Here is a 20950-nt window from a genome sequence, read left to right on the forward strand (position 1 = left end):
GCCGACATTGACCCAGGGAGGTGATCGCTGTGCGAGATAGCGATCCTCCTAGTCGTGGCCGGGCCCCTCGTCAGCCTGTCCGCTGACGTCATCCGCCCCGCATCCCCCGGTCCGCCGCCGCAGTGGCGAGGCCGGCTCGAGTCGTGAGCGCCGCGACAAAGGGATGCGGAAGCGCCGGCCGCGACGTGATCTGAGCGCGTTCCATCGCCAGTTCACCCGAGCGGAGTCTGCCGTGAAGAACTTCGTCGCACCATTGAGCTTCACCATTGCCGCGGCCTGGGTCGTCATCCTGTTCGTGCTCGTGCACAGCAACCCGTGACCGACGCCGCGATACGCCCCTGACCCTCGACCGCGCGCCCGGCGCACGGCCGCCGCTGCCGCGCACGGTAAATCGACTTGATCGATGCCCGGCGGGACCTCGTCCCGCCGGGCATCCGCGTTTTCGCGGCCTCAGCCCAGCCCAGGGAATGCGGTGACGAAGGTGCTGGTGGGGGTGCCGATGCCGGTCACCGGGCCGGTGGCCGCGATTCGTTGCGTGGTCAGGGCAGGCGGGAGGTCCACACCAGACTCATGGCGGCCGCGACCAGCCCGAACAGCAGGGCGGCACCGGCGTACCACTGGGTCACCTCGCGCGGCTCGACGCGGTGGCCGATCGAGCTGCCCATGTCCTCGTAGACCTTCTTGAGCTCGCTGACCGAGGCCGCCTCGTAGAAGTAGCCCTTCGTGTTCTCGGCGAGCTGTTGCAGCGACAACCGGTCGACCGGCACCCGCTGCAGGTTGCCTCGGATGTCTACCACGCCGGTGTCGGTGCCGAACGCGATCGTGGAGACCGGGACGTTCGCCTGCGAGGCAGCGCTCGCCGCGTCCTCGATCGAGCGGCCCGACGTGCGGTAGCCGTCGGAGAGCAGCACAATCCGGGCCGGTGGGGCGCCGTCCGCGCCGTCGGCCGGCACCGTGCGGATCGCGTCCAGCGAGGTGAACACGGCCTCGCCGGTGGCGGTCGCCTCGGCCAGGGTCAGCCCGTCGATCCCGGAGATCACCGCGGACCGGTCCTTGGTCGGCGAGACGAGCACGTTCGCCGATTTCGCGAAAGACACCAGACCCAGGTTGTACGTCGGCGGCAGCTCGTTGACGAAGGCCTTGGCCGCTTCCTGCGCCGCCTCGATGCGGGTCGGCTGCACGTCGTCGGCCTCCATCGACAGCGACACGTCGATCGCCAGCATCACGGTCGCCCGCTCGAGCGGCTCTTTCTTGTCGACCGAGGGCCTGGCCATCGCGGCGCCCAGGATGAACAGGGCGAGCAGGAACGCGGTCGCCGACACGTGCCGGCGCCAGCCCAGGCCCTTCGGGGCGATCGTGCGCAGCAGGTTGACGTTCGTGAAGCGCATCGCGTACGTGCGCTTGCGGAACTGCCGCCACACGTACACGCCGGCCAGGGCGAGCACGGGGAGCAGCGAGAGCAGCCACGCCGGCTGAAGGAAGCGGATCATCGCGTGGTCCCCCGGGTACGTGCGTGTCGCTGGGCGGCCACGAATCGGACCATGTCCAGCAGCCAGTCGGTGTCGGTGCGGAGGCGGAGGTGGGCGGCGCCGGCCGCGCGCAGGGTGCGGGCGATGGTGCCGCGCTGCTCGGCCGCCGCCTCGGCGTAGCGCTGTCGCAGCTTGGCGTCGGAGGTCTGCACCTCGTGCAGCTCACCGGTCTCGGGGTCGGCGAGGGCGAGCACGCCCACGTCGGGAAGTTCCAGCTCGCGCGGGTCGACGACCTCGATGGCGAGCACGTCGTGCCGCACGCCGAGCTTGCGCAACGGGCGTTCCCAGCCCTCGACCGGCGCCAGGAAGTCGGAGATGACCACGGCGACGCCGCGGCGGCGAGGCGGGCGGTTCAGCATGTCGATCAGCTCGCCGAGATCGGCGCGGCCCGGCCGGACCTGGGTGCGGGCGATCGCCCGGAGCAGGCCCTGTGCCTCCTTGCGGCCCGGGCGGGCCGGCAGCCGGTGCACCGGTGGGGTGTCCGGCTGGGCGTTTCGCCGCCGGCCCTTTTCCGGTACGCCCGGGCCGGTGCCCACAACCGCACCGATGCGGTTGCCGCCGCGCACGGTGAGGTGGGCCATCGCGGTGGCGGCGGCGATCACGAGATCGCGCTTGAGCCAGTGCGCGGTGCCGAAGTCGAGGCTGGCCGACAGGTCGATCGCCATCCACGTCTCGAGCTCGCGGTCGGCGACCGTCCGGCGCACGTGCGGCAGCGTGGTGCGGGCCGTGACCGGCCAGTCCATCCGCCGCACGTCGTCGCCGGGGCGGTACTCCCGGGACTCGCCGGCCTCACTGCCCGGGCCCGGCAGCAGGCCGACGTAGTCGCCCTGGAGCAGGCCGTCGAGTTTGCGGGTGACCAGCAGCTGCAGCCGCCCGAGCACCGCCTCCGCCCGGGCGGCACCCTCGATGGGCGACGGCTCTAGCGCTGGCCCGGCCATGCGCCACCTGCCTGGGGAGCGCCCGCGGCCACCGGCTGGCCACCGTTTGGCGAGGTGCCCTGCCGGGACGCCACCGACGGCATCGGAACGCTCTGCATGATCCGGGCGACGATCTGGTCGGCCGGGATGTCGTCGGCCAGGGCGTCGTAGCTGAGCACGAGCCGGTGGCGCAGGATGTCGGGCGCGATGTCCTGCAGGTCCTGCGGGAGGGCGTAGTCGCGGCCGCGGAGCAGGGCCAGGGCGCGGGTGGCACGGACGATGCCGAGCGAGGCGCGCGGGCTGGCGCCGTACTGGATCAGCTGGGCCACGTCGGGCATGCCGTGCTGCGCCGGGGCGCGGGTGGCCAGCACCAGCCGGACCGTGTAGTCGACCAGGGCGTTGTGCACGAACACCTGGTCGGCGCGACGCTGCAGGCCGAGCAGGTCTTCCGGGGTGAAGACCTGCTTGGGCTCGGGGGCGCTCACGCCCATCCGGTAGACGATCTCGCGCTCCTCGGCGTCGGTCGGGTACCCGACGAGGATCTTCATGAGGAAGCGGTCGCGCTGCGCCTCGGGCAGGGGGTAGACGCCCTCCTGCTCGATCGGGTTCTGCGTGGCCATGACCAGGAACGGGTCGGGCACCTCGTGGGTCTGGCCGCCGATCGACACCTGGTGCTCGGCCATGACCTCGAGCAGCGCGGACTGCACCTTCGCCGGCGCGCGGTTGATCTCGTCGGCGAGCAGGAAGTTCACGAAGACCGGGCCGAGCTCGACGTCGAACTTCTCCGACGTCTGCCGGTAGATGCGGGTGCCGACGATGTCGGCCGGGACGAGGTCGGGCGTGAACTGGACGCGGGAGAACGTGCCGCCCACGACCTTGGCGAGGGTCTCGACCGCGAGCGTCTTGGCGACGCCGGGAACGCCCTCGAGCAGGCAGTGGCCGCGGGCGAGCAGCGCCACGAACATCCGCTCGACCATCCTGTCCTGGCCCACGATGACGCGCTTGACCTCGAACATGGCCCGCTCGAGCTGCGTCGCGTCCTGGGCGGGAGGCACCGGGGCGCCTGACGTCGGCTCGTTCTCGGGCGTGAGCGGCTGGGCCACCGGTCCTCCACAGCGGGTCGGCAAAGAGCGGCTATGACGAACAAGACTTACACGACGCACCTGAAAGCGCGCTCGGTGTCCCCGCATAACGCGCTGACGGCGGGCGCCACCATGGTCCGCTTGTGTCGATCTTTCTGCGCGATACGCCGGAACGGGCACCGACGGCGGGAGGATGCGGTTCCGCCGGAACCGTGTAACATCGTCCCCGTCGCCGGGCGACTTCCCCCGTGGTCGCCCGGCGTTCAATCTCTCACCCGCACTAAAGTTGCCGGGTGATCGAGGAGCTTCCACCCCAGTGTTCGGCCAAGGGCTGTCGCGCGGCCGCCGTGTGGGCCCTGCGGTGGAACAATCCGAAACTGCACACGCCCGACTATCGCAAGACGTGGCTAGCCTGCGACGAGCACCGGGAATCGCTGGGCAGCTTTCTGGAGGTGCGTGGTTTCCTGCGGGAAGTGACGCCCTTCGGTGCGATCTCTTAGGCTTCCGGTGTGACTTCGCCGCCCGAGCACGCCGTCGACGCCCTCACGCCCTGGCCCGACACCGTCGCCTGGCGGCCCGTGTCGCCGAAGCTGATCACAGTGGAGCTGATCACCCGGGTCGTCTGGGTCGTGGTGCTGCTCGCGGCGCTGGCCGTCGGCTGGGCGCTCTGGCCCTACTGGCTGTGGCCCGCGGGCATGGCCGTCGTCGTCGCGTACGCGATCTGGCGGTCGTTCGTCACCGTCCGCGCCGTCCGGGCCTGGGGGTACGCCGAGCGCGACCAGGACCTGCTGGTCAAGCACGGCCTGCTGATCCGGCGACTGTCGATCGTGCCGTACGCGCGGATGCAGTTCGTCGACGTCACGGCCGGGCCGCTCGAACGCGCGTTCGGCCTGGCCACGGTGCAGCTGCACACGGCCGCGGCGGCCAGCGACGCCAAGGTGCCGGGGCTGCCGCCCGGGGAGGCTTCCCGGCTGCGCGACCGGCTCACCGCCCTCGGCGAGGACCGGGCCGAGGGCCTGTGACCGGCTTGCCTGCCTCCCCCGAAGCGCCGGGCTCGCCCGAAGCGCCGGGACCGCCCGCCAACGGCGCGGTCGAGGAGCCCCGGCGCCGGCTGCACCCGCTGAGCCCGGTGCTGCACGGCGCCAAGAGCATCGCCGTGGTGGTGGCCGCGCTCTCCTGGCAGACCCTCTCGCAGGTGGGGCTGGAGCGGTTCGCGCTGGTCGTGGCCGTCCTCGCGCTCGGCGTGGTGGTCTTCTCCCTGATCAACTGGCTCACCACCGGCTACCACGTGGTCGGGCGGGAACTGCGCATCTCCGACGGGCTCCTCTGGCGGCGCAACCGGGCCATCCCGCTCGAGCGGCTCCAGGCCGTCGAGCTGCGCCGGCCCCTGCTCGCCCAGCTCACCGGGCTGGCCGAGCTGCGCCTCGAGGTGGTCGGCGGGAGCAAGACCGAGGCCCCGCTGGCCTACCTCACGGTCCGGGACGCGGCCGCCCTGCGGGAACGCCTGCTCGCGCTGGCCGGGCGTACGCCCTCGGTGGAATTGCGACCCGACGCCGGACCGCAAGTCGCGGCACCCAGCCTGGAACAGCCACTGCTCCGCGTCTCGAACCGGGACCTGGTGATCAGCCAGCTGCTCACGCCGCAGGCCTTCCTGCTGCCGGTCGGCGTGGCGTTCGTGGTCATGCAGTTCGTGATCGAGGCGCAGTGGAGCTTCATCGGGATCGCGAGCACCGTGACCGCCATGGCGGGCGTGCTGCTCCAGCCAGCCCGGCGGATCCTGCAGGACTGGGACTTCCGGCTCGCGCGCGACCCGGGCGGGCGGCTGGTCGTGCGGTTCGGCCTGCTGGAGACGCGCAGCCAGGTCGTGCCGCTGCACCGGGTGCAGTCGGTGGGGATCACCTGGCCGCTGCTGTGGCGCGCGCAGAAGTGGCTGCACCTGCGGCTCGACATCGCCGGATACGCGGGCGAGCCGGGCTCGGACAGCAAGCGGTCCGACCGGCTGCTGCCGGTCGGCGACGTGACGACGGCCCGGCAACTGGTGTGGGACGTGCTGCCCGGGGTCGACCTGCTGACGCTGGCCACCTCGCCGCCGCCGGCCCGCGCCCGCTGGCTGCACCCGTTCGCCCTGCGCTACCTGGGGGCCGGCCTCACGCCCGAGGTTTTCGTCTCGCGGTGGGGGCTGCTCACCCGGGAGATGAGCGTCGTGCCGTACGCGCGACTGCAGAGCGTGCGGGTCGTGCAGGGGCCCCTGCAGCGGCTGCTCGGGCTCGCCACTGTTTACGCCGACACGGCGGGCGGACGGTCCGGGCAGGCTCGCGACCGGGACCTGGCCGAGGCATGGGCGCTCGCCGAGCAACTCGCCCTGCGGGCTCGGCATGCCCGCGCGACGTTCAGCCAGCCTTAAGCTCTCTCCATGGAGCTTCCGGAGTTCGCGCCCGGTCTCAGTGCCCGGGTGGAGTTGACCGTCACCGACGCCGACACGGCCCAGGCCCTCGGCTCGGGCGACGTGCCGGTGCTGGGCACGCCGCGGGTCCTCGCGATCGCCGAGGCCGCCACCGTCGCCTGCACGGCCCGGCAGATCCCCGGCGGCGTGACCACCGTCGGCGTCCGGGCCGAGGTGGAGCACAAGGCGCCGACCCCGGTCGGACGGCACGTCACGGCGCTGGCCACGCTCGCCAAAGTGGACGGCCGCAAGCTGCTCTTCGAGGTCGTCGTGCGCGACGGGGAGGACCTGGTCGCCGAGGTCCGGGTCGAGCGGATCATCCTCGACCGTCAGCGGTTCATCGCGAAGGCCCTAGACCAGGGCGCCCCAGCGGGCGACTAGCTCCTCGTTCGTCGGCATCGCGGTGGCGCCGCCCCGGCGCTCGCAGACCAGGCCGGCCACGGCCAGCGCGAAGCGCACGTAGCGGTGCCAGCCGGCCAGGCCCTCCGGGAAGCCGTCGGCGAGCAGCCGGCGGATCAGGGCGCCCATCACCGAGTCGCCGGCGCCGGTCGCGTCGATCGCGGCCACGCTCGGCGCCGGGAGCATCTCGCCGCCGTCCTGGCAGGCGACGTAGGCGCCCTTGGAGCCGCAGGTCACCACCACCGCCCGGGCGCCCAGCTTGCGGATGTGCTCGGCGGCGGCGGCCGGGTCGGCGCCGTCGTAGAGGACGACCGCGTCGGCGGAGCTCAGCTTGACCAGGTCGGCGGTCGCGAAGAACTCCTCGACCAGCTCGCGCAGCTCGTCGACGGACCGCGCGTCGGGCAGCAGCGTCGGGCGGGCGTTGGGGTCGAAGACGCGCAGCGGGCCGGGCGTCTGCCAGGCGGCGCGGGCCGCCGCGCGGAACGGCTCCCGCAGCAGCGCGATCGAGCCGGCGTAGAGCACGTCGGCGCCGGAGACGTCGCCGGCGCTCTCGAGCAGCGAGTACGAGGGCGGCTCGCCGTAGAACGTGAAGGTCGGCTCGGCGCCCACGAACGTCGTCACGGCCAGCGTCGTCGGCGCCGGGACGCGCTGGACGGCACGCATGCCGACGCCGGCGTCGCGGAGGAACGCGGCCAGCCGGTCGCCCAGGATGTCGTTGCTGAGCGAGCCGCCGAACTGCACGTCGCCGCCGAGCTGGGCGATCGCGACGGCGACGTTGAGCGGACCGCCGCCGATCGCCTGCCGGTAGATCAGCTCGCCGTCCAGGTCGGCTTCCTGCAGATCGACCAGTGCCTCGCCGAGCACCACCGCGTAACCCATGCCGACCCCTTCCGCCGTACGGATTCTCAGCCTTCCGTCCCCGGAGGTTTCACGCCAGTGGCCACCCTTTAGATCCACTTTTGGGATGATTTATCCATGATGATCCGCGCTCTGGCGCTGGCTTTGCCGCTGGCCATCCTTCCGCCGCCCTCGGGGACGCTCCTGTCCTACGACCCCGCGGTGGTTCCGCCCGGCGCGACCGCCACGCTCACCATCATCGAGACGGGGTACGGGACCCAAGTGCGTCTCGCGGTCGCCGGGCTCATTCCGAACCGGATGTACGGGGCTCACCTGCACGTCGATCCGTGCGGGGCGGATCCGGCCGCGGCCGGCGGGCACTACCAGAACCACAAGGATCCGGCGGCCACGCCCACGGCGCCGTCGGCGAACCCGGTCTACGCCAACCCGCAGAACGAGGTCTGGCTGGACTTCACGACGGATGCCGCCGGAGCCGCGACGTCGAGCACCAGCCACGGGTGGAATTTCGATCCGGTCTCGCCGCCCCGGGCGCTGGTGCTGCATGCGGATCACACCAAGACCGGGCCCGGGGAAGCGGGAAAGGCGGGAGCTCGGGTGGCCTGTCTCACGCTGCCGCCGCAACCATGATCACGATGGGACGGCGGTCTGCTGTTCGGTAGGGCCAGGCGGTAACGTCGAGGGCGGATCGACGAGCGGAGGCACCATGGCCGAGCAGGGCGCGAAGCAGGCGGCGGCGAAGACGGAGTCGCACGACCCCGACTTTCCGGAGGCGTTTCTGCAGTTCATGCGGGGTGGCTGGCGGGACGATCCGCTCGATGTCGCGGCTCTGCCGGAGGCGCCGAACTACGAGAAGCGGCGCGCGCAGCTGTCGGAGGCGTTCCCCGGCGAGACGCTGATCATCCCGAGCGGGAACGAGAAGGTCCGGGCCAACGACACGGAGTACCCGTTCCGCCCCGGCAGCGACTTCTTCTACCTGACCGGCGACCGGGACCCCGACAGCGTGCTGGTGCTGCGGCCCACCGGCGCCGGGCACGACGCGATCCTGTACACGCGGCAGCGCAACTCGAAGGAGACCGACGCGTTCTTCCGCAGTCGCAACGGCGAGCTGTGGATCGGGCGTACGCACACGCTCGCGGAAAAATCGACCGAGCTGGGGCTGCAGACCGCCGCGCTGGGCTCACTCGGCGAGGTGCTCGCCGACTCGGCGCCGGGGCGGACCCGGGTGCTGCGCGGCTTCGACGCGAACGTGGACCGGGCGATCCTCGCGTTCGAGCCCGACAAGCAGAAACCGCGGGACCGCGAGCTGGCCTGGGTGCTCTCCGAGCTGAAACTGGTCAAGGACGAGTGGGAGATCGCCCAGCTGCAGGCCGCGATCGACGCGACCGTGCGCGGTTTCGAGGACGTCGCACGCGTGCTGCCGGCCGACCGCGGGGTCAAGGAACGCCTGCTCGAGGGCGTCTTCGGCCTGCGGGCCCGGCACGACGGCAACGACGTCGGCTACGGCTCGATCGTGGGCGCCGGGGCACACGCGACGATCCTGCACTGGGTGCGGAACACCGGCGTGACCAAGCCCGGCGAGCTGCTGCTCATGGACATGGGCGTGGAGGGCAACAACTTCTACACCGCCGACGTCACCCGGACCGTGCCGGTGAGCGGGACGTTCACGCCGCTGCAGAGGCAGGTGTACGACATCGTGCACGCCTCGCAGCAGGCCGGGATGGACGCGATCAAGCCCGGCGTGAAGTTCCGCGACGTGCACAAGACCTGCATGCGCGTGCTGGCCGAGGGCCTGCACGACCTGGGCCTGCTCCCCGTCAGCGTCGACGAGGCGATGAGCGAGGACAGCACGATCTACCGGCGCTGGACGCTGCACGGCTTCGGGCACATGCTCGGGATCGACGTGCACGACTGCTCGAACGCCCGCAACCAGAACTATCGGGACGGCGCGCTGGCCGAGGGCTACGTGCTCACGGTCGAGCCCGGCTTGTACTTCCAGCCCGAGGATGACCTGGTGCCCGCCGAACTGCGCGGCGTCGGCGTACGCATCGAGGACGACGTGCTGGTCACCGCCGACGGCTGCCGAAACCTGTCGGCCGGCCTGCCCCGCTCGTCCGCCGAGGTCGAGGCCTGGATGGCGTCGCAGCGTGAGGCCGGCCCCCGCCTGCCGGAGTGAGCCTCATCGGCCGGAGCGAGAGCGCGGCCGGCTGCGGTCAGGAGGCCGGGGCGTAGTCGGCGACCGTCCAGCACTCGGCGCCGGTGGAATCGTCGGTGACGTTGATGACGACCTTGACCGGGTGGCCGTCCTTGCCGTCGTAGGTGGTGGTCACCTGGCCGCCGTCGTCGGTCGCGGTCTGGGCCATGTCGCGCAGCTCGGCCAGAGTCGGGACGTCGATCTCCTCGCCCTCCTGACCCTCGATCGGCCCGAGGTCGACGTCCGAGGAGGCCGAAGCCGACGGTGCCGCCCCACCGATCCGCTGTGCCCCGGTGACGGCGCCGGACTGCACGGTCACCTTGTACTTGCCCTGCGGTGACGCGTCGTTGCAGCCGTGCGTGAGCGTGTACGTGTACGACGCCGGCTCGGTGAACGGCGGCGCCGACTCGGCGGTCACCGGAGCCGCGGTCGCGGGCGCCGACGAGGCCGAGCCGTTCCAGGTCGGGCTGTCCGAGTGCGACGTGCACCCGCCGACGAACGCCACCAACGCAACAAGTCCAACTGGCGCGAGGCGGCCAACTGACGCGAGGCGGCCAACGGGCGCGACGCGGGCACGGGCGACAGGCGCGACGCGGGCACGGGCGACAGGCGCGACGTGGGCACGGCCGACGGGCTCGACGCGGGTGCGGGCGACGGGCTCGACGCGGGTGCGGGCGACAGGCGCGACGCGGGCACGGGCGACGGGCATGAAGCGGGTGACGCCACCCAGAACCGGACCGAGCCGCACCGCTTGCCTCCACTACGCCGAACGCCGAACGCGAAGGTATTTCCGCGCGCGGCGCAATGTAGCGCAGCCCCGCACCCCGCCCGCGCCGGAGGCAACCGCCCGAGGCGAACCCCACCCCCGCCGGCGGTCGTCAGAGGTCGGCGACGAAGACGGCGACCGAGCGGGGTGGGACGGTGAGCACGCCGACGGTGGCGGTGGCGGTGCGGAGGACGGGGTCGGCCGAGGCGGTCAGGTCGGGGTGGGTGTGCAGGGTGAAGGCGGACAGCTCCGGCACCGTCTGGGAGGTGGGGAGCTCGGTGGCGTTGAAGACGACCACGACGCGGCGCCATCGCGGGTCGAGGCCGGTGCCGTCGAGGGACATGACGATCACGCCGGGGGTCTCGGCCGGGCCGCCCAGCGGGAAGGTCAGGCGACGCTGCACCTCCTCGGCGGTGGGCAGGCCGAAGACCGGTGAGGAGCGGCGCACCCGCAGCAGTTCGCGATAGCGCTCGGCGGTCATCGCGACCAGCTCGGGCGACGGGACCAGGGTGGGATCGGCCAGCAGCGGCGCCGCCCACGGCCACTTGTCCTCGTTGTCGTGGGCCGGGGGCAGGCCGAGGCCGAAGCCGTTGCCCTGGCCGGGTTTCCAGCGGATCTGGTTGAACCAGTCGCCGGAGTTGAACGAGTTGCGGTCGAGCGACTTGGACCGCAACCGCTCACTGCCCAGGGCCATGAAGCCGACGCCCTGGCCGAGGACGACCACGGACAGCGCGAGGATCTGCATGCGGGCGCGGTCGACCGGGGCGATGTCGCGGGGCAGCTTGAAGGCGAGCGCGTCGTACAGGATCTCGTTGTCGTGGGCGTCGACGTAGTTGACCGTCTCGCCGGGAGCGAGCGCATAGCCACTCGGTGAGCCGTTGTAGTCGATCTGGGCCCCGGCCTGCTCGGCGCCGGTGTGGGTGACGAAGCGGTACGTCGACAGGGCGCCGGACAGGCCCACCTTTATCCGGTCGTGGATCCACAGCGGGGTGTGCGAGCCGAGCCCGGTCGCGAAGCCCCGCACGGACGGGTCGTCGCCGAACGAGCCGCCACCGCGGACCGCGTCGCGCAGCCGGTCGTTGAACGTGCCGATGCCGGTTCCGGCCATGTTGACCTGGGTGGCCTGGGCGAAGCGGGCGTCGTACGCCACCTCGCCGAAGTTCCACCCCTCGCCGTACAGGTAGATGTCGCGCCCGCCGGGCAGATGGTCGAGCGCGACCCGCACCGCCAGGATGTTGGCCCGCGGGTGGTGGCCCATCAGGTCGAAGCGGAAGCCGTCGACCCTGTACTCCCGGGCCCAGGTGACGATCGAGTCGACGACGAGGCGGCCCATCATCGTGTGCTCGGTGGCCGTGTTGGGGCAGCAGGTCGACTCGGCGGTCGAGCCGTCGAAGAGCTGACGGTGGTAGTAACCGGGCACCACCCGGTCGAGGACCGCGAACTTGTGCAGCCCGTCCTCCATGGCGTGGTTGTAGACGACGTCCATCACCACGCGAAGCCCGGCCTCGTTGAGGGCGGCCACCATCTTGCGGAACTCGAGCACCCGGTACGGCCCGGCCGGCTCGACGGCGAAGCTGCCCTCGGGCGCCGTGTAGTGCCACGGGTCGTACCCCCAGTTGAACCCGTCCTCGTCGGCGACCGCCATCACCTCTTCCTGCTGGCGAGGCGAGTCGGGCGGGAAGGAGGCCAGGTCGCACGCGGGCTGGGCCTGGTCGGAGCGCCGGTCGGGGACGGTCGCGAAGTCGAACGCCGGCAGCAGGTGCAGGTGGGTGAGACCGGCGTCGGCCAGCGACCGCAGGTGCCGCATGCAGGCGGCGTCGGGGCGGGTGAACGCCGCATACGTCCCCCGCTCGGCGGGCGGCAGCGTGCCGTCGAAGATCGAGAACTCGCGGATCGACACCTCGGCGATCTGCGCGCGGGCGGGGGCGACCACCGGCGGCTTGGCCAGCGCGTCCCAGCCGGGCGGCTTGAGCGCCGGGTCGGCGAGGTCGATCAGCAGGCTGTGCGTCGAGTCGACGGCCAGGGCCAGCGAGTACGGGTCGGTGACGCTGGTGGTGACGATGCGCTGGGCGGCCGGGTGCCACACCTCGACGCGGTAGCGGTAATAGCGGCCCAGCCATTTGCGCTTACCGGCGACCGACCAGACGCCGGTGATCGCGTCCCGGTCCATCGGGAGCACCTTGGGCTCGTCGCGCAGGGTGCGGAACAGCTCGAGCTCGACCGTGCGCGCGGTCGGCGCCCAGACCGACAACTGGGGGCGGTCGTCGGTCATGACCAGGCCGAGCTCGGCGTCGGCGGCCTCCGCGTACAGATCGTCGAGGACGCCGGGCAGCTGCACGCCGGTGAGGGCGGTGACCCGGCCGTCGGCGTCGCGGCCGGCCACCAGCAGCTGGCCGCGCAGCAGGTAGCCCAGGGCGGCGTCGCCCAGCTCGCGCACCGAGAACGCGCGATAGGCCCGCAGGTGCGGGAAGCGGCGGCTCTGCGCCTGGAAGAGGCCGCCGGGGCGGGCGGTGAGCGGCAGCGTGGTGAACTCGCCGGCGATCTCGTCGCCCTCGCGCCGCACGCTGCCACCGGCGGAGGCGACCAGCGTGAACCCGGCGGCACGCTGGGCGAACCGCTCGGGCAGGGCGATCGTCGTCCGGTCGAGGAAGACGGCGAGCTGGCGGGCCGGGTCGAGCTCGGGACCGAGCGTGCCCACATCGGGCCGCACGGGCGCGACCGTCTCGGCGAGCACCCAGGCCTCGCGGGCCACGGTGAGATCGAGCCGCTGGTCGTCGGGGAGGTCCTTGGTTTCGCCGCGGTGCAGGACGAAGCGCAGGCCGGCGGCATCGGCCCGGACCGGCACACGGAAAACGGCGCCGAAGGCGTCGTAAGAATCCGGAGAAATCGGGCGATCCCACGAGGGTTTTCGCGGGGTCCCCTCCCAGGCATGCATGCCCCAGCCCGCATAGTCGCCACCGGGGCGGCGATAGTGGATGACCGCGACCTGTTCCTCAGGATCAGAAAAAGAGGGCACGGCGGTATAAATCTCGGCGTCGCCCGGGCGCAGCCAGATCTCCGGCGTCACCGAGGGGTCGACATGGCGATCAACCTCGACATCCTTCCCGCCGGCGTGGTCGACCAGCAGGAATCCCACGTTGCGGGCCCCCTCGGCCAGCCGCACCCAGGCGAAGCGGCCGTAGGAGTCCTCACCGACAAAAGGGGCGCCACCCGGATAGTGACCGTTCTGGCCGGGGGCGATGTCCCCCCAGGCGTGCAGCCACCAGGGTGAGTAGTCCCCGTCGGGTCGTGCGTAGTGCACGACGAGCCACTGCGGTCGGCACCGGGTGGTGGGAGCGGCGGGGGCGATCTCGATCGTGGTCACCGGGTCATCCTCGCACCGGCGTACGACAGTTTCAGTGGGTCGCGACGACCGTGGTGATCCGAGGGCCGCTCGTGTCCGTACGGAGCAGGTAATGGAAGCGCTCCCCGCTGAGCGCCTGGCCCTCGCTGTCGAGGTATTCCCACTCGACCTCGACCATGATCAGCGCCTCGGAGAGCTGCCGCACGTCGAGGAACTGGGCGTTGGCGGCGACGATCCGCTGCTCCCGGTAGCCGGGAGCGGCGCCGAGGAAGGACAGGGCCACCGCGGCGGGAGAGGTGAAAGTGAAGCTGTAGGAGTCGGCGACCACCATGCCGGGCAACGCGTAGCAGCCGGCCACCGCCGTGACGTCACCCGTCGTGAGGGCGGCGCCGTAGCGGTCGAAGAAGTCGGAGAGAACGGTGAGGTCGGTAGGAGCCCGCACGAGGCCCCGTGTACCCCGCCGCGCGCCCGGGGTAAACATGGCACCCCGCCTTGCGGCGTATTACAAGACGGACGTACGGTTTACAGGAAACGTGAACCGAGAGTTAGGTTCGCCTAACTCCGGGAGCGCCCGAGCCGGTGCGCAAGACTGACTTGACTTCCAGTCGCTGGGTGAAGGAGATGACGTGGCCAGCCTCGACACCTTTGGTGCGAAGAGCGAGCTGCGCGTCGGAGACGCGAGCTACGAGATTTTCACGATCGACAAGGTCGAGGGGCATGACCGCCTGCCCTACTCCTTGAAGATCCTCCTGGAGAACCTGCTCCGGACGGAGGACGGCGCCAACATCAAGGCCGACCACATCCGGGCGCTCGGCGGCTGGGACTCGTCCGCCGACCCGAGCGTGGAGATCCAGTTCACGCCGGCGCGGGTGCTGATGCAGGACTTCACCGGCGTGCCGTGCGTGGTCGACCTGGCCACCATGCGCGAGGCCGTGAAGGAGCTGGGCGGCGACGCTACCAAGGTCAACCCCCTCGCACCGGCCGAGCTGGTCATCGACCACTCGGTGATCGCCGACCTGTTCGGCCGCGAGGACGCCTTCGCCCGCAACGTCGAGCTGGAATACCAGCGGAACCGCGAGCGCTACCAGTTCCTCCGCTGGGGCCAGACCGCGTTCAACGAGTTCAAGGTCGTCCCGCCCGGCACCGGCATCGTTCACCAGGTCAACATCGAATACCTGGCCCGTACGATCATGGAGCGCAACGGTCAGGCCTATCCCGACACGGTCGTGGGGACCGACTCGCACACGACGATGGTGAATGGCCTCGGCGTGCTGGGCTGGGGCGTCGGCGGCATCGAGGCCGAGGCCGCGATGCTCGGCCAGCCGGTCAGCATGCTGATCCCGCGGGTCGTCGGCTTCAAGCTCTCCGGCGAGATGCCGGCCGGCACCACCGCGACCGACCTGGTGCTCACGATCACCGAGATGCTCCGCGAGCACGGTGTGGTCTCGAAGTTCGTCGAGTTCTACGGCCCCGGCGTGAGCGCGGTTCCGCTGGCCAACCGGGCCACGATCGGCAACATGTCGCCGGAGTACGGCTCGACCTGCGCGATCTTCCCGATCGACGGCGAGACCATCAAGTACCTCCAACTGACCGGCCGCTCCGACGAGCAGGTCGCGCTGGTCGAGGCGTACGCGAAACGCCAGGGTCTCTGGCTCGACCCGCAGGCCGAGCCCGACTACTCGGAGCGCCTCGAGCTCGACCTGTCGACGATCGTCCCGTCGCTGGCCGGCCCGAAGCGCCCGCAGGACCGCGTCCCGCTGAACAGCGCGAAGCCGATGTTCCGCGACGCCCTCACCAACTATGTCCAGGCGACGGGCCATGCCGACGAGGCCAGCGAGGAGTCCTTCCCGGCCTCCGACTCGCCCGCCAACGCCATCTCCGATGATTCGGACAAGCCTCACAAGTTCGAGAGTGCGGCCAAGGGCGCCAATGGCCGGCCGTCGAAGCCGACCCGGGTCACCGACGAGGACGGCGTCGAGTTCGAGCTCGACCACGGCGCCGTCGTGATCGCCGCGATCACCTCGTGCACCAACACCTCGAACCCGCAGGTCATGATCGGCGCCGCGCTGCTGGCGAAGAACGCGGTCGACCGTGGCCTGACCCGCAAGCCGTGGGTCAAGACCACCCTCGCACCGGGCTCCAAGGTCGTCATGGACTACTACGACCGGGCCGGCCTGACGCCGTACCTCGACAAGCTCGGCTTCAACCTGGTCGGCTACGGCTGCACGACGTGCATCGGCAACTCCGGCCCGCTGCCCGAAGCGATCTCGGCGGCGATCAACGCGGAAGACCTGACCGCGGTCAGCGTGCTCTCCGGCAACCGGAACTTCGAGGGCCGGATCAACCCGGACGTGAAGATGAACTACCTGGCCTCGCCGCCGCTGGTGGTCGCGTACGCGCTGGCCGGCACGATGGACCTGGACATCACCTCGGAACCGCTCGGCACCGGGAGCGACGGTCAGCCGGTCTACCTGAACGACATCTGGCCGAGCGCCAAGGAGGTCGACGACGTCATCGCCTCCGCGATCGGCGCGTCCGGCTTCTCGTCGGCGTACTCGGACGTCTTCGCGGGCGACGAGCGCTGGCAGTCGCTGCCCACGCCCGAAGGCGAGACCTTCGACTGGGCGGACGATTCGACGTACGTGCGGAAGCCCCCGTACTTCGAGGGCATGGCCGCTCAGCCGTCCCCGGTCGAGGACATCGCCGGCGCCCGGGTGCTCGCGAAACTCGGCGACTCGGTGACCACCGACCACATCTCGCCGGCCAGCTCGATCAAGACGGACTCGCCCGCCGGCAAGTACCTCGCCGAGCACGGCGTGCCGCGCCACGAGTTCAACAGCTACGGCTCGCGCCGGGGCAACCACGAGGTCATGATCCGTGGCACGTTCGCCAACATCCGGCTGCGCAACCAGCTGGTGCCGGGCGTCGAGGGTGGCTTCACGGTCAACCACCTGACCGGCGACCAGACCACGATCTACGACGCCTCGGTGGCCTACCAGGAGGCGGGCATCCCGCTGGTCATCCTGGCCGGCAAGGAGTACGGCTCCGGCTCGTCGCGGGACTGGGCGGCCAAGGGCACGATGCTGCTCGGCGTCCGCGCGGTCATCGCCGAGAGCTACGAGCGCATCCACCGCTCCAACCTGATCGGCATGGGCGTGCTGCCGCTGCAGTTCCCGCCCAAGACGAACGCGGAGTCGCTGGGCCTGACCGGCACCGAGACCTTCACGATCACCGGCGTCACGGCGCTGAACGACGGCGCCGACATCCCGTCGACCGTCAAGGTCCGTACGGACACGGGCGTCGAGTTCGATGCCGACGTCCGCATCGACACCCCCGGCGAGGCGGACTACTACCGCCACGGCGGCATCCTCCAGTTCGTTCTCCGGAAGATGCTGCACAGCTGACCAAAGGCCCCGCCCGCACAGGGCGGGGCTTTTTTGGCACACCTAGTCCAGCTTGACCTATGTCAAACTGGACGGCATGTACATGGACATCGTGATCCTCAGCCACCTCCAGCGCGGGCCGGTGCACGGGTACGAGCTCAAACGCAAGGTCAGCGAGACCACGGCGTACGCGTTGCACAACAACACGCTCTATCCGGCGCTGCGTCGCTTCGAGGAGGCGGGCGCCGTCACCAAGACCGCCGAGGCTCAGGAGGGCCGCCCGCCTCGGCACGTGTATGAACTGACCGAGGTTGGGCGTGAGCTGCTGCACGACATGCTCGCCGACCTGCCGGCCGACCAGGCGGCCGACGAGCCCGAGTTTCTCACCCGCCTCGGCCAGTTCGAGCAGCTCACGCCGGAGGAACGCCGGCGCGTGCTCGCCGCTCGCGCCGAGGCCGTCCGGAAACAGCGGGCCCACATGCACGACCTGGCCGGCCGCACCGCCGCCAGTCCCCGCAACCACCGCTGGGGTGGTCTGGTCGTGGCCGAGCTGACCGATCGCATCGACCGCGAGCTGTCCTGGATAGCTCGGCTCACCGAGCTGGCCGACGAATGAGGCTGAGCCCTCTCATGCAGCTGGGCCTGCTGGCCGGCCCTCTGCTGACCATGGTGGACTCGTCGATCGTCAACGTCGCGGTCCCCGACATCGCCCGCGAGCTGAACGCCGGCCTGGCCACCACGCAGTGGGTGGTCAGCGGCTACCTGCTGGCCCTGGCGGCCGGCCTGACCACCACGTCCTACCTGGCCCGGCGCTTCGGCACGATGCGCGTCTACGCCATCGCGCTGGCGGCATTCCTCCTGGCGTCGGCCGCCTGCGCCGCGTCCCCGGGCATCGGCGCGCTCATCGCCGCCCGCGCCGTCCAGGGCTTCTCCGGCGCGCCGCTCGTCCCCCTCGCGATGAGCATTCTGCTCGGCCGCCAGGGCGCCGCCCGCCAGATCCCAGTGGCCGCCGGCATCCTGTTCTTCCTGGCCCCGGCCATCGGGCCGTCCCTGGGCGGGCTGCTGATCGCGGCCGGCGGCTGGCGCTGGATCTTTCTGATCAACGTGCCGGTCGGCGCCCTGGCCCTGCTCGGCGTGCGTCGCCTCCCCGCCGGTGTGGCCCCTGCCGCCGACGGCCACGCACGACCCGACCCGCTCGGTCTCGTCCTGCTCAGCGCCGGCCTGGTCAGCACCCTCTTCGGCGCCAGCCGCGCCACCACCGCGGGCTGGACGAATCCCCTGGCGATGGTCACCCTCACCGCCGGCCTCGCGCTCCTTTTGCTGTACGCGTGGTGGGGCGCACAAACGCAGGAACCGGCCGTCGACCTTACGGTGTTGCGCCATCACCGCTCCGCCCTGGCCCTGGCGCTGAGCGTCTGCTCCTCCGTGGTCGCGTTCGCGGCGGTCTTCCTGCTACCGGTCTTCACCCAGTCGGTGCAACACCACACGGCCTTCGCCACCGGTCTGGCCCTGCTCCCCCAGGGCCTGATCACCGGCGTCGGCACCGCGCTGGGCCAACGCCTGAGCATCCGTTACGGCACCCGCTACCTGGTCGTTTCCGGCTTCGCGGTCCTGGCCGTGGCCAGCGCCGGCCTGCTCCTGCTCACCCCGGCCACCCCGTTGTGGGCGACGGCCCTGATCCTGTCCGGCCGGGCCGCCGCCATCGGCTTCGGCATCACTCCCCTGCTGGCGGTGATGCTCGCCCCGCTGCCGGACACCAAGCTCGCCGACGGCAACACCCTCTTCAACATCGCCCAGCGGCTGGGCGGCTCCCTCGGCGTGGGCATCCTCGGCTCCCTGCTGGCCGCCCGGGCCGTCCACACGGGCGCGGTGCCCGCCTTCCACGAGATCGGCCTGATCCTCACCGCCGTCGCCGCGGGCGCGGCCCTGCTGTCGTTGCGCCTCCCCGCCCGTACGCCCGAGGTGGCGCTCGACACGATCAGCGCGAGATCGGACTCCGGGGCTGGTGGGAAAGCCGCCGGTGAATAGGCTGCGGTCATGGATGACAACAATGTGCTGGACCGGATCCACGGTCTGGTCGATGAGGAGCACAAGCTGCGGCAGCAGCTGAGCCAGGGCAAGATCTCCTCCACGGAGGAGCACGCCCGGCTGCAGGAGCTGGAAGTGGCGCTGGACCAGTGCTGGGACCTGCTTCGCCGGCGCCGGGCCGCCCGCGAGGTCGGCAACGACCCGAACTCGGAGCAGGCCCACAGCGTCACCGAGGTCGAGGGCTACCTGCAGTGATGCGGCCCGGCCGCGGCCGCCTCGGACTGGGCGGCCGCGGGCCGGGGCGCGTGCGGCGGGTCATCGCAGGCCCGCCTCGTGCAGCAGGCGGTCCAGCAGATCGTCGGCGTCGACCCGCAGCCCGCGCTGGGTGAACCAGCCGGCGACGTTGCGCACGTCGCGGGCGATGAAGTCGGCGCCCTGCGGGTTGGCGATGACGTCGACGATCTGCGGCAGGTCGATGAGCACGAGCGTGCCGTCGTGCACCAGCGTGTTGTACGGCGACAGGTCGCCGTGTGCCACCTGCGCCCGGGAGAGAACCGACAGCGCGTCGGTCATCTGCCGCCACAGGTCGGCCAGCGTGTCGTGGTCGGCGCGCACCTGGGCGAGCCGCGGCGCGGCCTCCCCGGTCTCCCAGTCGCCGATGAACTCCAGCATCAGCTCGGTGCCGATGAGCTGCACCGGGTAGGGCACCCGGACCAGCCCGCTGGCCCGCCCGATCTCCCACAGCCGGGAGAGGGCGCCGAACTCGGCCTCCGCCCACTGCCCGGCGATCATCTGCTTGCCGAACGAGGTGCGGTTGGTCATGGCCCGCATCTCCCGGGAGCGGCGGACCCGCCGGCCCTCGAGATAGCCGGCATCGCGGTGGAACAGCCGGTGGTCGCCGTCGCGGTACCGCTTGGCGGCCAGCATGCTGATCTTGTCGGTGTCGGGAACGTGCCGGCGTACCAGGAAGACGTCGGCTTCCTTGCCGGTCTTGAGCATGCCCAGCTCGTCGTCGACCGCGCCGTGCTCGGTGCGGACCCACTCGGGGCGGGGCTCGGGGCCGTGGAGCGCGCCGTCCCAGGTGGACCAGTTGTCGCCGGTCTCGGGCAGGTCGGGCTCTTCGGAAAGCTGCGGCTCGAGGCGGCCGCGTTTCAGGAAGTCTGGCTCGTCGTCGTCGAACTTGCGGCGGCGGCGGAAAGTCTCGTGCGAGCGCACTGGAGGGTCTCCTCAGAGAAAGAAGGAAGGAAGATCTGGACAGCAGGCATCACAAAGACGGCCATCTGGTCCACCCCCTTCTCTCCCGAAGAAACGAACGCGCCCAGACTGCCGGGCGCCAGGAACAGCCGCAACCTATTTATTGGGCGGCCATGATGGCGGAGATCCCCTGGATCACGTTCCCCACCACCTTGGTCGGCGCGAACCGGTTGTCCACCCAGTCCCGCCCGCGGTGCAGCCACACGCTGGGCAGGCCCATCGCCGCCGCCCCGCCGATGTCGGCCTCGGGGCTGTCGCCCACCACCCAGGCGCCGCCGAGCCGCATCCGCACCCGCTGCGCGGCCAGCGCGAAGATCCGCGGGTTCGGCTTGCTCACCCCGGCCCGCTCGGAGATCACCCAGTCCGCGATGTACCGGTCGAGTCCCGTACGCCGGATCCGGGAATCTTGAATCTCGGACTGCCCGTTGGTGACCACCACCGGCACGAGCCCCGCGTCGCCGGCGATCTGCAGGGCGCACCCGACGAGCGGGTCGAGCCGCTCGAACGCCAGCGGCCCCTCGCGCAGCTCGTCGAGCACGTCGATCGAGGGAACGTTCAGCTGGTACCGGTCGCGGATCAGATCGGCCAGGTCCCAACGGGGAGTAAGGCCGTCAGCATCGACGGAGAGTAACCAGTCGAGATCGTCCTGTGGCGCGCCGATCTCGTCCAGGAAACCCTTGGCCCACAGCCTGAACGCACCGCTGCGGTCGAGCAGGGTGTCGTCGAGAGCGATGAGCACGAGGGGCACCCGCGCACT

The 20950-nt window shown here is 71.2% G+C and carries 20 protein-coding genes; 11 read left to right on the forward strand and 9 right to left on the reverse strand.

Features of this window, described 5'->3' with window-relative positions:
• Nucleotides 1-163: 163 nt before the first annotated feature.
• Entirely contained in the window at nt 164-319 is a 156-nt protein-coding gene (locus A3CQ_RS60560; protein WP_020510128.1) for a hypothetical protein, read from the forward strand.
• A gap of 220 nt (nt 320-539) precedes the next feature.
• On the opposite strand, the gene A3CQ_RS0106585 is transcribed toward A3CQ_RS60560, so the two are convergent.
• The 3 genes from A3CQ_RS0106585 to A3CQ_RS0106595 are packed head-to-tail and all read right to left on the reverse strand — an operon-like array spanning nt 540 to nt 3549.
• Nucleotides 540-1490, reverse strand: coding sequence for a VWA domain-containing protein (locus tag A3CQ_RS0106585; protein WP_020510130.1), 951 nt, complete (start codon nt 1488-1490; stop codon nt 540-542).
• Nucleotides 1487-2467: a DUF58 domain-containing protein gene (locus A3CQ_RS0106590; protein ID WP_020510131.1), complete on the reverse strand. Its 981-nt coding sequence runs from the start codon at nt 2465-2467 to the stop codon at nt 1487-1489. The genes A3CQ_RS0106585 and A3CQ_RS0106590 overlap by 4 nt, the downstream gene beginning before the upstream one ends.
• Nucleotides 2449-3549 (reverse strand): AAA family ATPase, encoded by a 1101-nt coding sequence (locus A3CQ_RS0106595; protein WP_020510132.1) that lies wholly within the window; start codon nt 3547-3549, stop codon nt 2449-2451. Before A3CQ_RS0106595 ends, A3CQ_RS0106590 begins: the two co-directional genes overlap by 19 nt.
• A gap of 272 nt (nt 3550-3821) precedes the next feature.
• Here A3CQ_RS0106595 and A3CQ_RS58815 point away from each other — a divergent pair, with 272 nt between their 5' ends.
• From A3CQ_RS58815 to A3CQ_RS0106610, 4 genes are read left to right on the forward strand one after another with little or no spacing between them, the layout of a single operon-like run.
• Nucleotides 3822-4028, forward strand: a complete 207-nt coding sequence (locus A3CQ_RS58815) for a hypothetical protein (protein WP_084698939.1) — start codon at nt 3822-3824, stop codon at nt 4026-4028.
• Between the two features lie 9 nt (nt 4029-4037).
• Nucleotides 4038-4550, forward strand: a complete 513-nt coding sequence (locus A3CQ_RS0106600; RefSeq protein WP_020510133.1) for a PH domain-containing protein — start codon at nt 4038-4040, stop codon at nt 4548-4550.
• The gene (locus tag A3CQ_RS51730; RefSeq protein WP_020510134.1) at nt 4547-5932 is read left to right on the forward strand and encodes a PH domain-containing protein; all 1386 of its coding nucleotides are present in this window, start codon (nt 4547-4549) and stop codon (nt 5930-5932) included. Before A3CQ_RS0106600 ends, A3CQ_RS51730 begins: the two co-directional genes overlap by 4 nt.
• Before the next feature lie 9 nt (nt 5933-5941).
• Nucleotides 5942-6352, forward strand: coding sequence for a thioesterase family protein (locus A3CQ_RS0106610; RefSeq protein ID WP_020510135.1), 411 nt, complete (start codon nt 5942-5944; stop codon nt 6350-6352).
• On the opposite strand, the gene A3CQ_RS0106615 is transcribed toward A3CQ_RS0106610, so the two are convergent.
• Nucleotides 6323-7249, reverse strand: a complete 927-nt coding sequence (locus A3CQ_RS0106615; protein ID WP_020510136.1) for a carbohydrate kinase family protein — start codon at nt 7247-7249, stop codon at nt 6323-6325. The two genes, A3CQ_RS0106610 and A3CQ_RS0106615, sit on opposite strands and share 30 nt — an antisense overlap.
• Nucleotides 7250-7345: 96 nt before the next feature.
• On the opposite strand from A3CQ_RS0106615, the gene A3CQ_RS0106620 reads away from it, so the two are divergent.
• Nucleotides 7346-7855 (forward strand): superoxide dismutase family protein, encoded by a 510-nt coding sequence (locus A3CQ_RS0106620; RefSeq protein WP_020510137.1) that lies wholly within the window; start codon nt 7346-7348, stop codon nt 7853-7855.
• A gap of 76 nt (nt 7856-7931) precedes the next feature.
• A complete protein-coding gene (locus tag A3CQ_RS0106625) occupies nt 7932-9401 on the forward strand; it encodes an aminopeptidase P family protein (protein ID WP_020510138.1) in 1470 nt (489 codons plus the stop codon).
• A 37-nt stretch (nt 9402-9438) separates the two neighbouring features.
• Here the strand turns inward: A3CQ_RS0106625 and A3CQ_RS0106630 are convergent, their stop codons facing one another.
• From A3CQ_RS0106630 to A3CQ_RS0106640, 3 genes are all read right to left on the reverse strand, one after another.
• The gene (locus tag A3CQ_RS0106630; protein WP_245577086.1) at nt 9439-9924 is read right to left on the reverse strand and encodes a DUF6174 domain-containing protein; all 486 of its coding nucleotides are present in this window, start codon (nt 9922-9924) and stop codon (nt 9439-9441) included.
• A 373-nt stretch (nt 9925-10297) separates the two neighbouring features.
• A complete protein-coding gene (pulA, locus tag A3CQ_RS0106635; protein ID WP_020510140.1) occupies nt 10298-13549 on the reverse strand; it encodes a pullulanase-type alpha-1,6-glucosidase in 3252 nt (1083 codons plus the stop codon).
• Nucleotides 13550-13580: 31 nt separating this feature from the next.
• Nucleotides 13581-13970, reverse strand: a complete 390-nt coding sequence (locus A3CQ_RS0106640) for a DUF6841 family protein (RefSeq protein ID WP_020510141.1) — start codon at nt 13968-13970, stop codon at nt 13581-13583.
• 184 nt (nt 13971-14154) lie between these two features.
• On the opposite strand from A3CQ_RS0106640, the gene acnA reads away from it, so the two are divergent.
• From acnA to A3CQ_RS0106660, 4 genes are read left to right on the forward strand one after another with little or no spacing between them, the layout of a single operon-like run.
• On the forward strand, nt 14155-16932 hold the full coding sequence (gene acnA, locus A3CQ_RS0106645) for an aconitate hydratase AcnA (protein ID WP_020510142.1): 2778 nt from the start codon (nt 14155-14157) through the stop codon (nt 16930-16932).
• A gap of 52 nt (nt 16933-16984) precedes the next feature.
• A complete protein-coding gene (locus tag A3CQ_RS0106650; protein WP_211216460.1) occupies nt 16985-17527 on the forward strand; it encodes a PadR family transcriptional regulator in 543 nt (180 codons plus the stop codon).
• Nucleotides 17524-18939 carry a DHA2 family efflux MFS transporter permease subunit gene (locus A3CQ_RS0106655; RefSeq protein WP_157295365.1) on the forward strand — a complete coding sequence of 472 codons (1416 nt, stop codon included), beginning with the start codon at nt 17524-17526 and terminating at the stop codon, nt 18937-18939. Before A3CQ_RS0106650 ends, A3CQ_RS0106655 begins: the two co-directional genes overlap by 4 nt.
• 9 nt (nt 18940-18948) lie before the next feature.
• Nucleotides 18949-19194 carry a DUF2630 family protein gene (locus A3CQ_RS0106660; RefSeq protein ID WP_020510145.1) on the forward strand — a complete coding sequence of 82 codons (246 nt, stop codon included), beginning with the start codon at nt 18949-18951 and terminating at the stop codon, nt 19192-19194.
• Between the two features lie 60 nt (nt 19195-19254).
• Here the strand turns inward: A3CQ_RS0106660 and A3CQ_RS0106665 are convergent, their stop codons facing one another.
• Both A3CQ_RS0106665 and A3CQ_RS0106670 read right to left on the reverse strand, forming a co-directional pair.
• On the reverse strand, nt 19255-20154 hold the full coding sequence (locus tag A3CQ_RS0106665) for a serine protein kinase RIO (protein ID WP_020510146.1): 900 nt from the start codon (nt 20152-20154) through the stop codon (nt 19255-19257).
• Between the two features lie 139 nt (nt 20155-20293).
• Nucleotides 20294-20941 carry an HAD family hydrolase gene (locus tag A3CQ_RS0106670; RefSeq protein ID WP_020510147.1) on the reverse strand — a complete coding sequence of 216 codons (648 nt, stop codon included), beginning with the start codon at nt 20939-20941 and terminating at the stop codon, nt 20294-20296.
• Nucleotides 20942-20950: the final 9 nt, after the last annotated feature.

Origin of the sequence: Paractinoplanes globisporus DSM 43857 (genome assembly GCF_000379645.1) — a bacterium.
GTDB classification, from domain to species: Bacteria; Actinomycetota; Actinomycetes; order Mycobacteriales; family Micromonosporaceae; genus Actinoplanes; species Actinoplanes globisporus.

What these genes read in the sequence shown, in the direction of transcription:
- A3CQ_RS0106585 (WP_020510130.1), bottom strand. Translation starts at nt 1,490, where the DNA reads ATGATCCGCTTCCTTCAGCCGGCGTGGCTGCTCTCGCTGCTCCCCGTG.
- A3CQ_RS60560 (WP_020510128.1), top strand. Translation starts at nt 164, where the DNA reads ATGCGGAAGCGCCGGCCGCGACGTGATCTGAGCGCGTTCCATCGCCAG.
- A3CQ_RS0106655 (WP_157295365.1), top strand. Translation starts at nt 17,524, where the DNA reads ATGAGGCTGAGCCCTCTCATGCAGCTGGGCCTGCTGGCCGGCCCTCTG.
- A3CQ_RS0106625 (WP_020510138.1), top strand. Translation starts at nt 7,932, where the DNA reads ATGGCCGAGCAGGGCGCGAAGCAGGCGGCGGCGAAGACGGAGTCGCAC.
- A3CQ_RS0106615 (WP_020510136.1), bottom strand. Translation starts at nt 7,249, where the DNA reads ATGGGTTACGCGGTGGTGCTCGGCGAGGCACTGGTCGATCTGCAGGAA.
- A3CQ_RS0106590 (WP_020510131.1), bottom strand. Translation starts at nt 2,467, where the DNA reads ATGGCCGGGCCAGCGCTAGAGCCGTCGCCCATCGAGGGTGCCGCCCGG.
- A3CQ_RS0106660 (WP_020510145.1), top strand. Translation starts at nt 18,949, where the DNA reads ATGGATGACAACAATGTGCTGGACCGGATCCACGGTCTGGTCGATGAG.
- A3CQ_RS0106610 (WP_020510135.1), top strand. Translation starts at nt 5,942, where the DNA reads ATGGAGCTTCCGGAGTTCGCGCCCGGTCTCAGTGCCCGGGTGGAGTTG.
- A3CQ_RS0106620 (WP_020510137.1), top strand. Translation starts at nt 7,346, where the DNA reads ATGATGATCCGCGCTCTGGCGCTGGCTTTGCCGCTGGCCATCCTTCCG.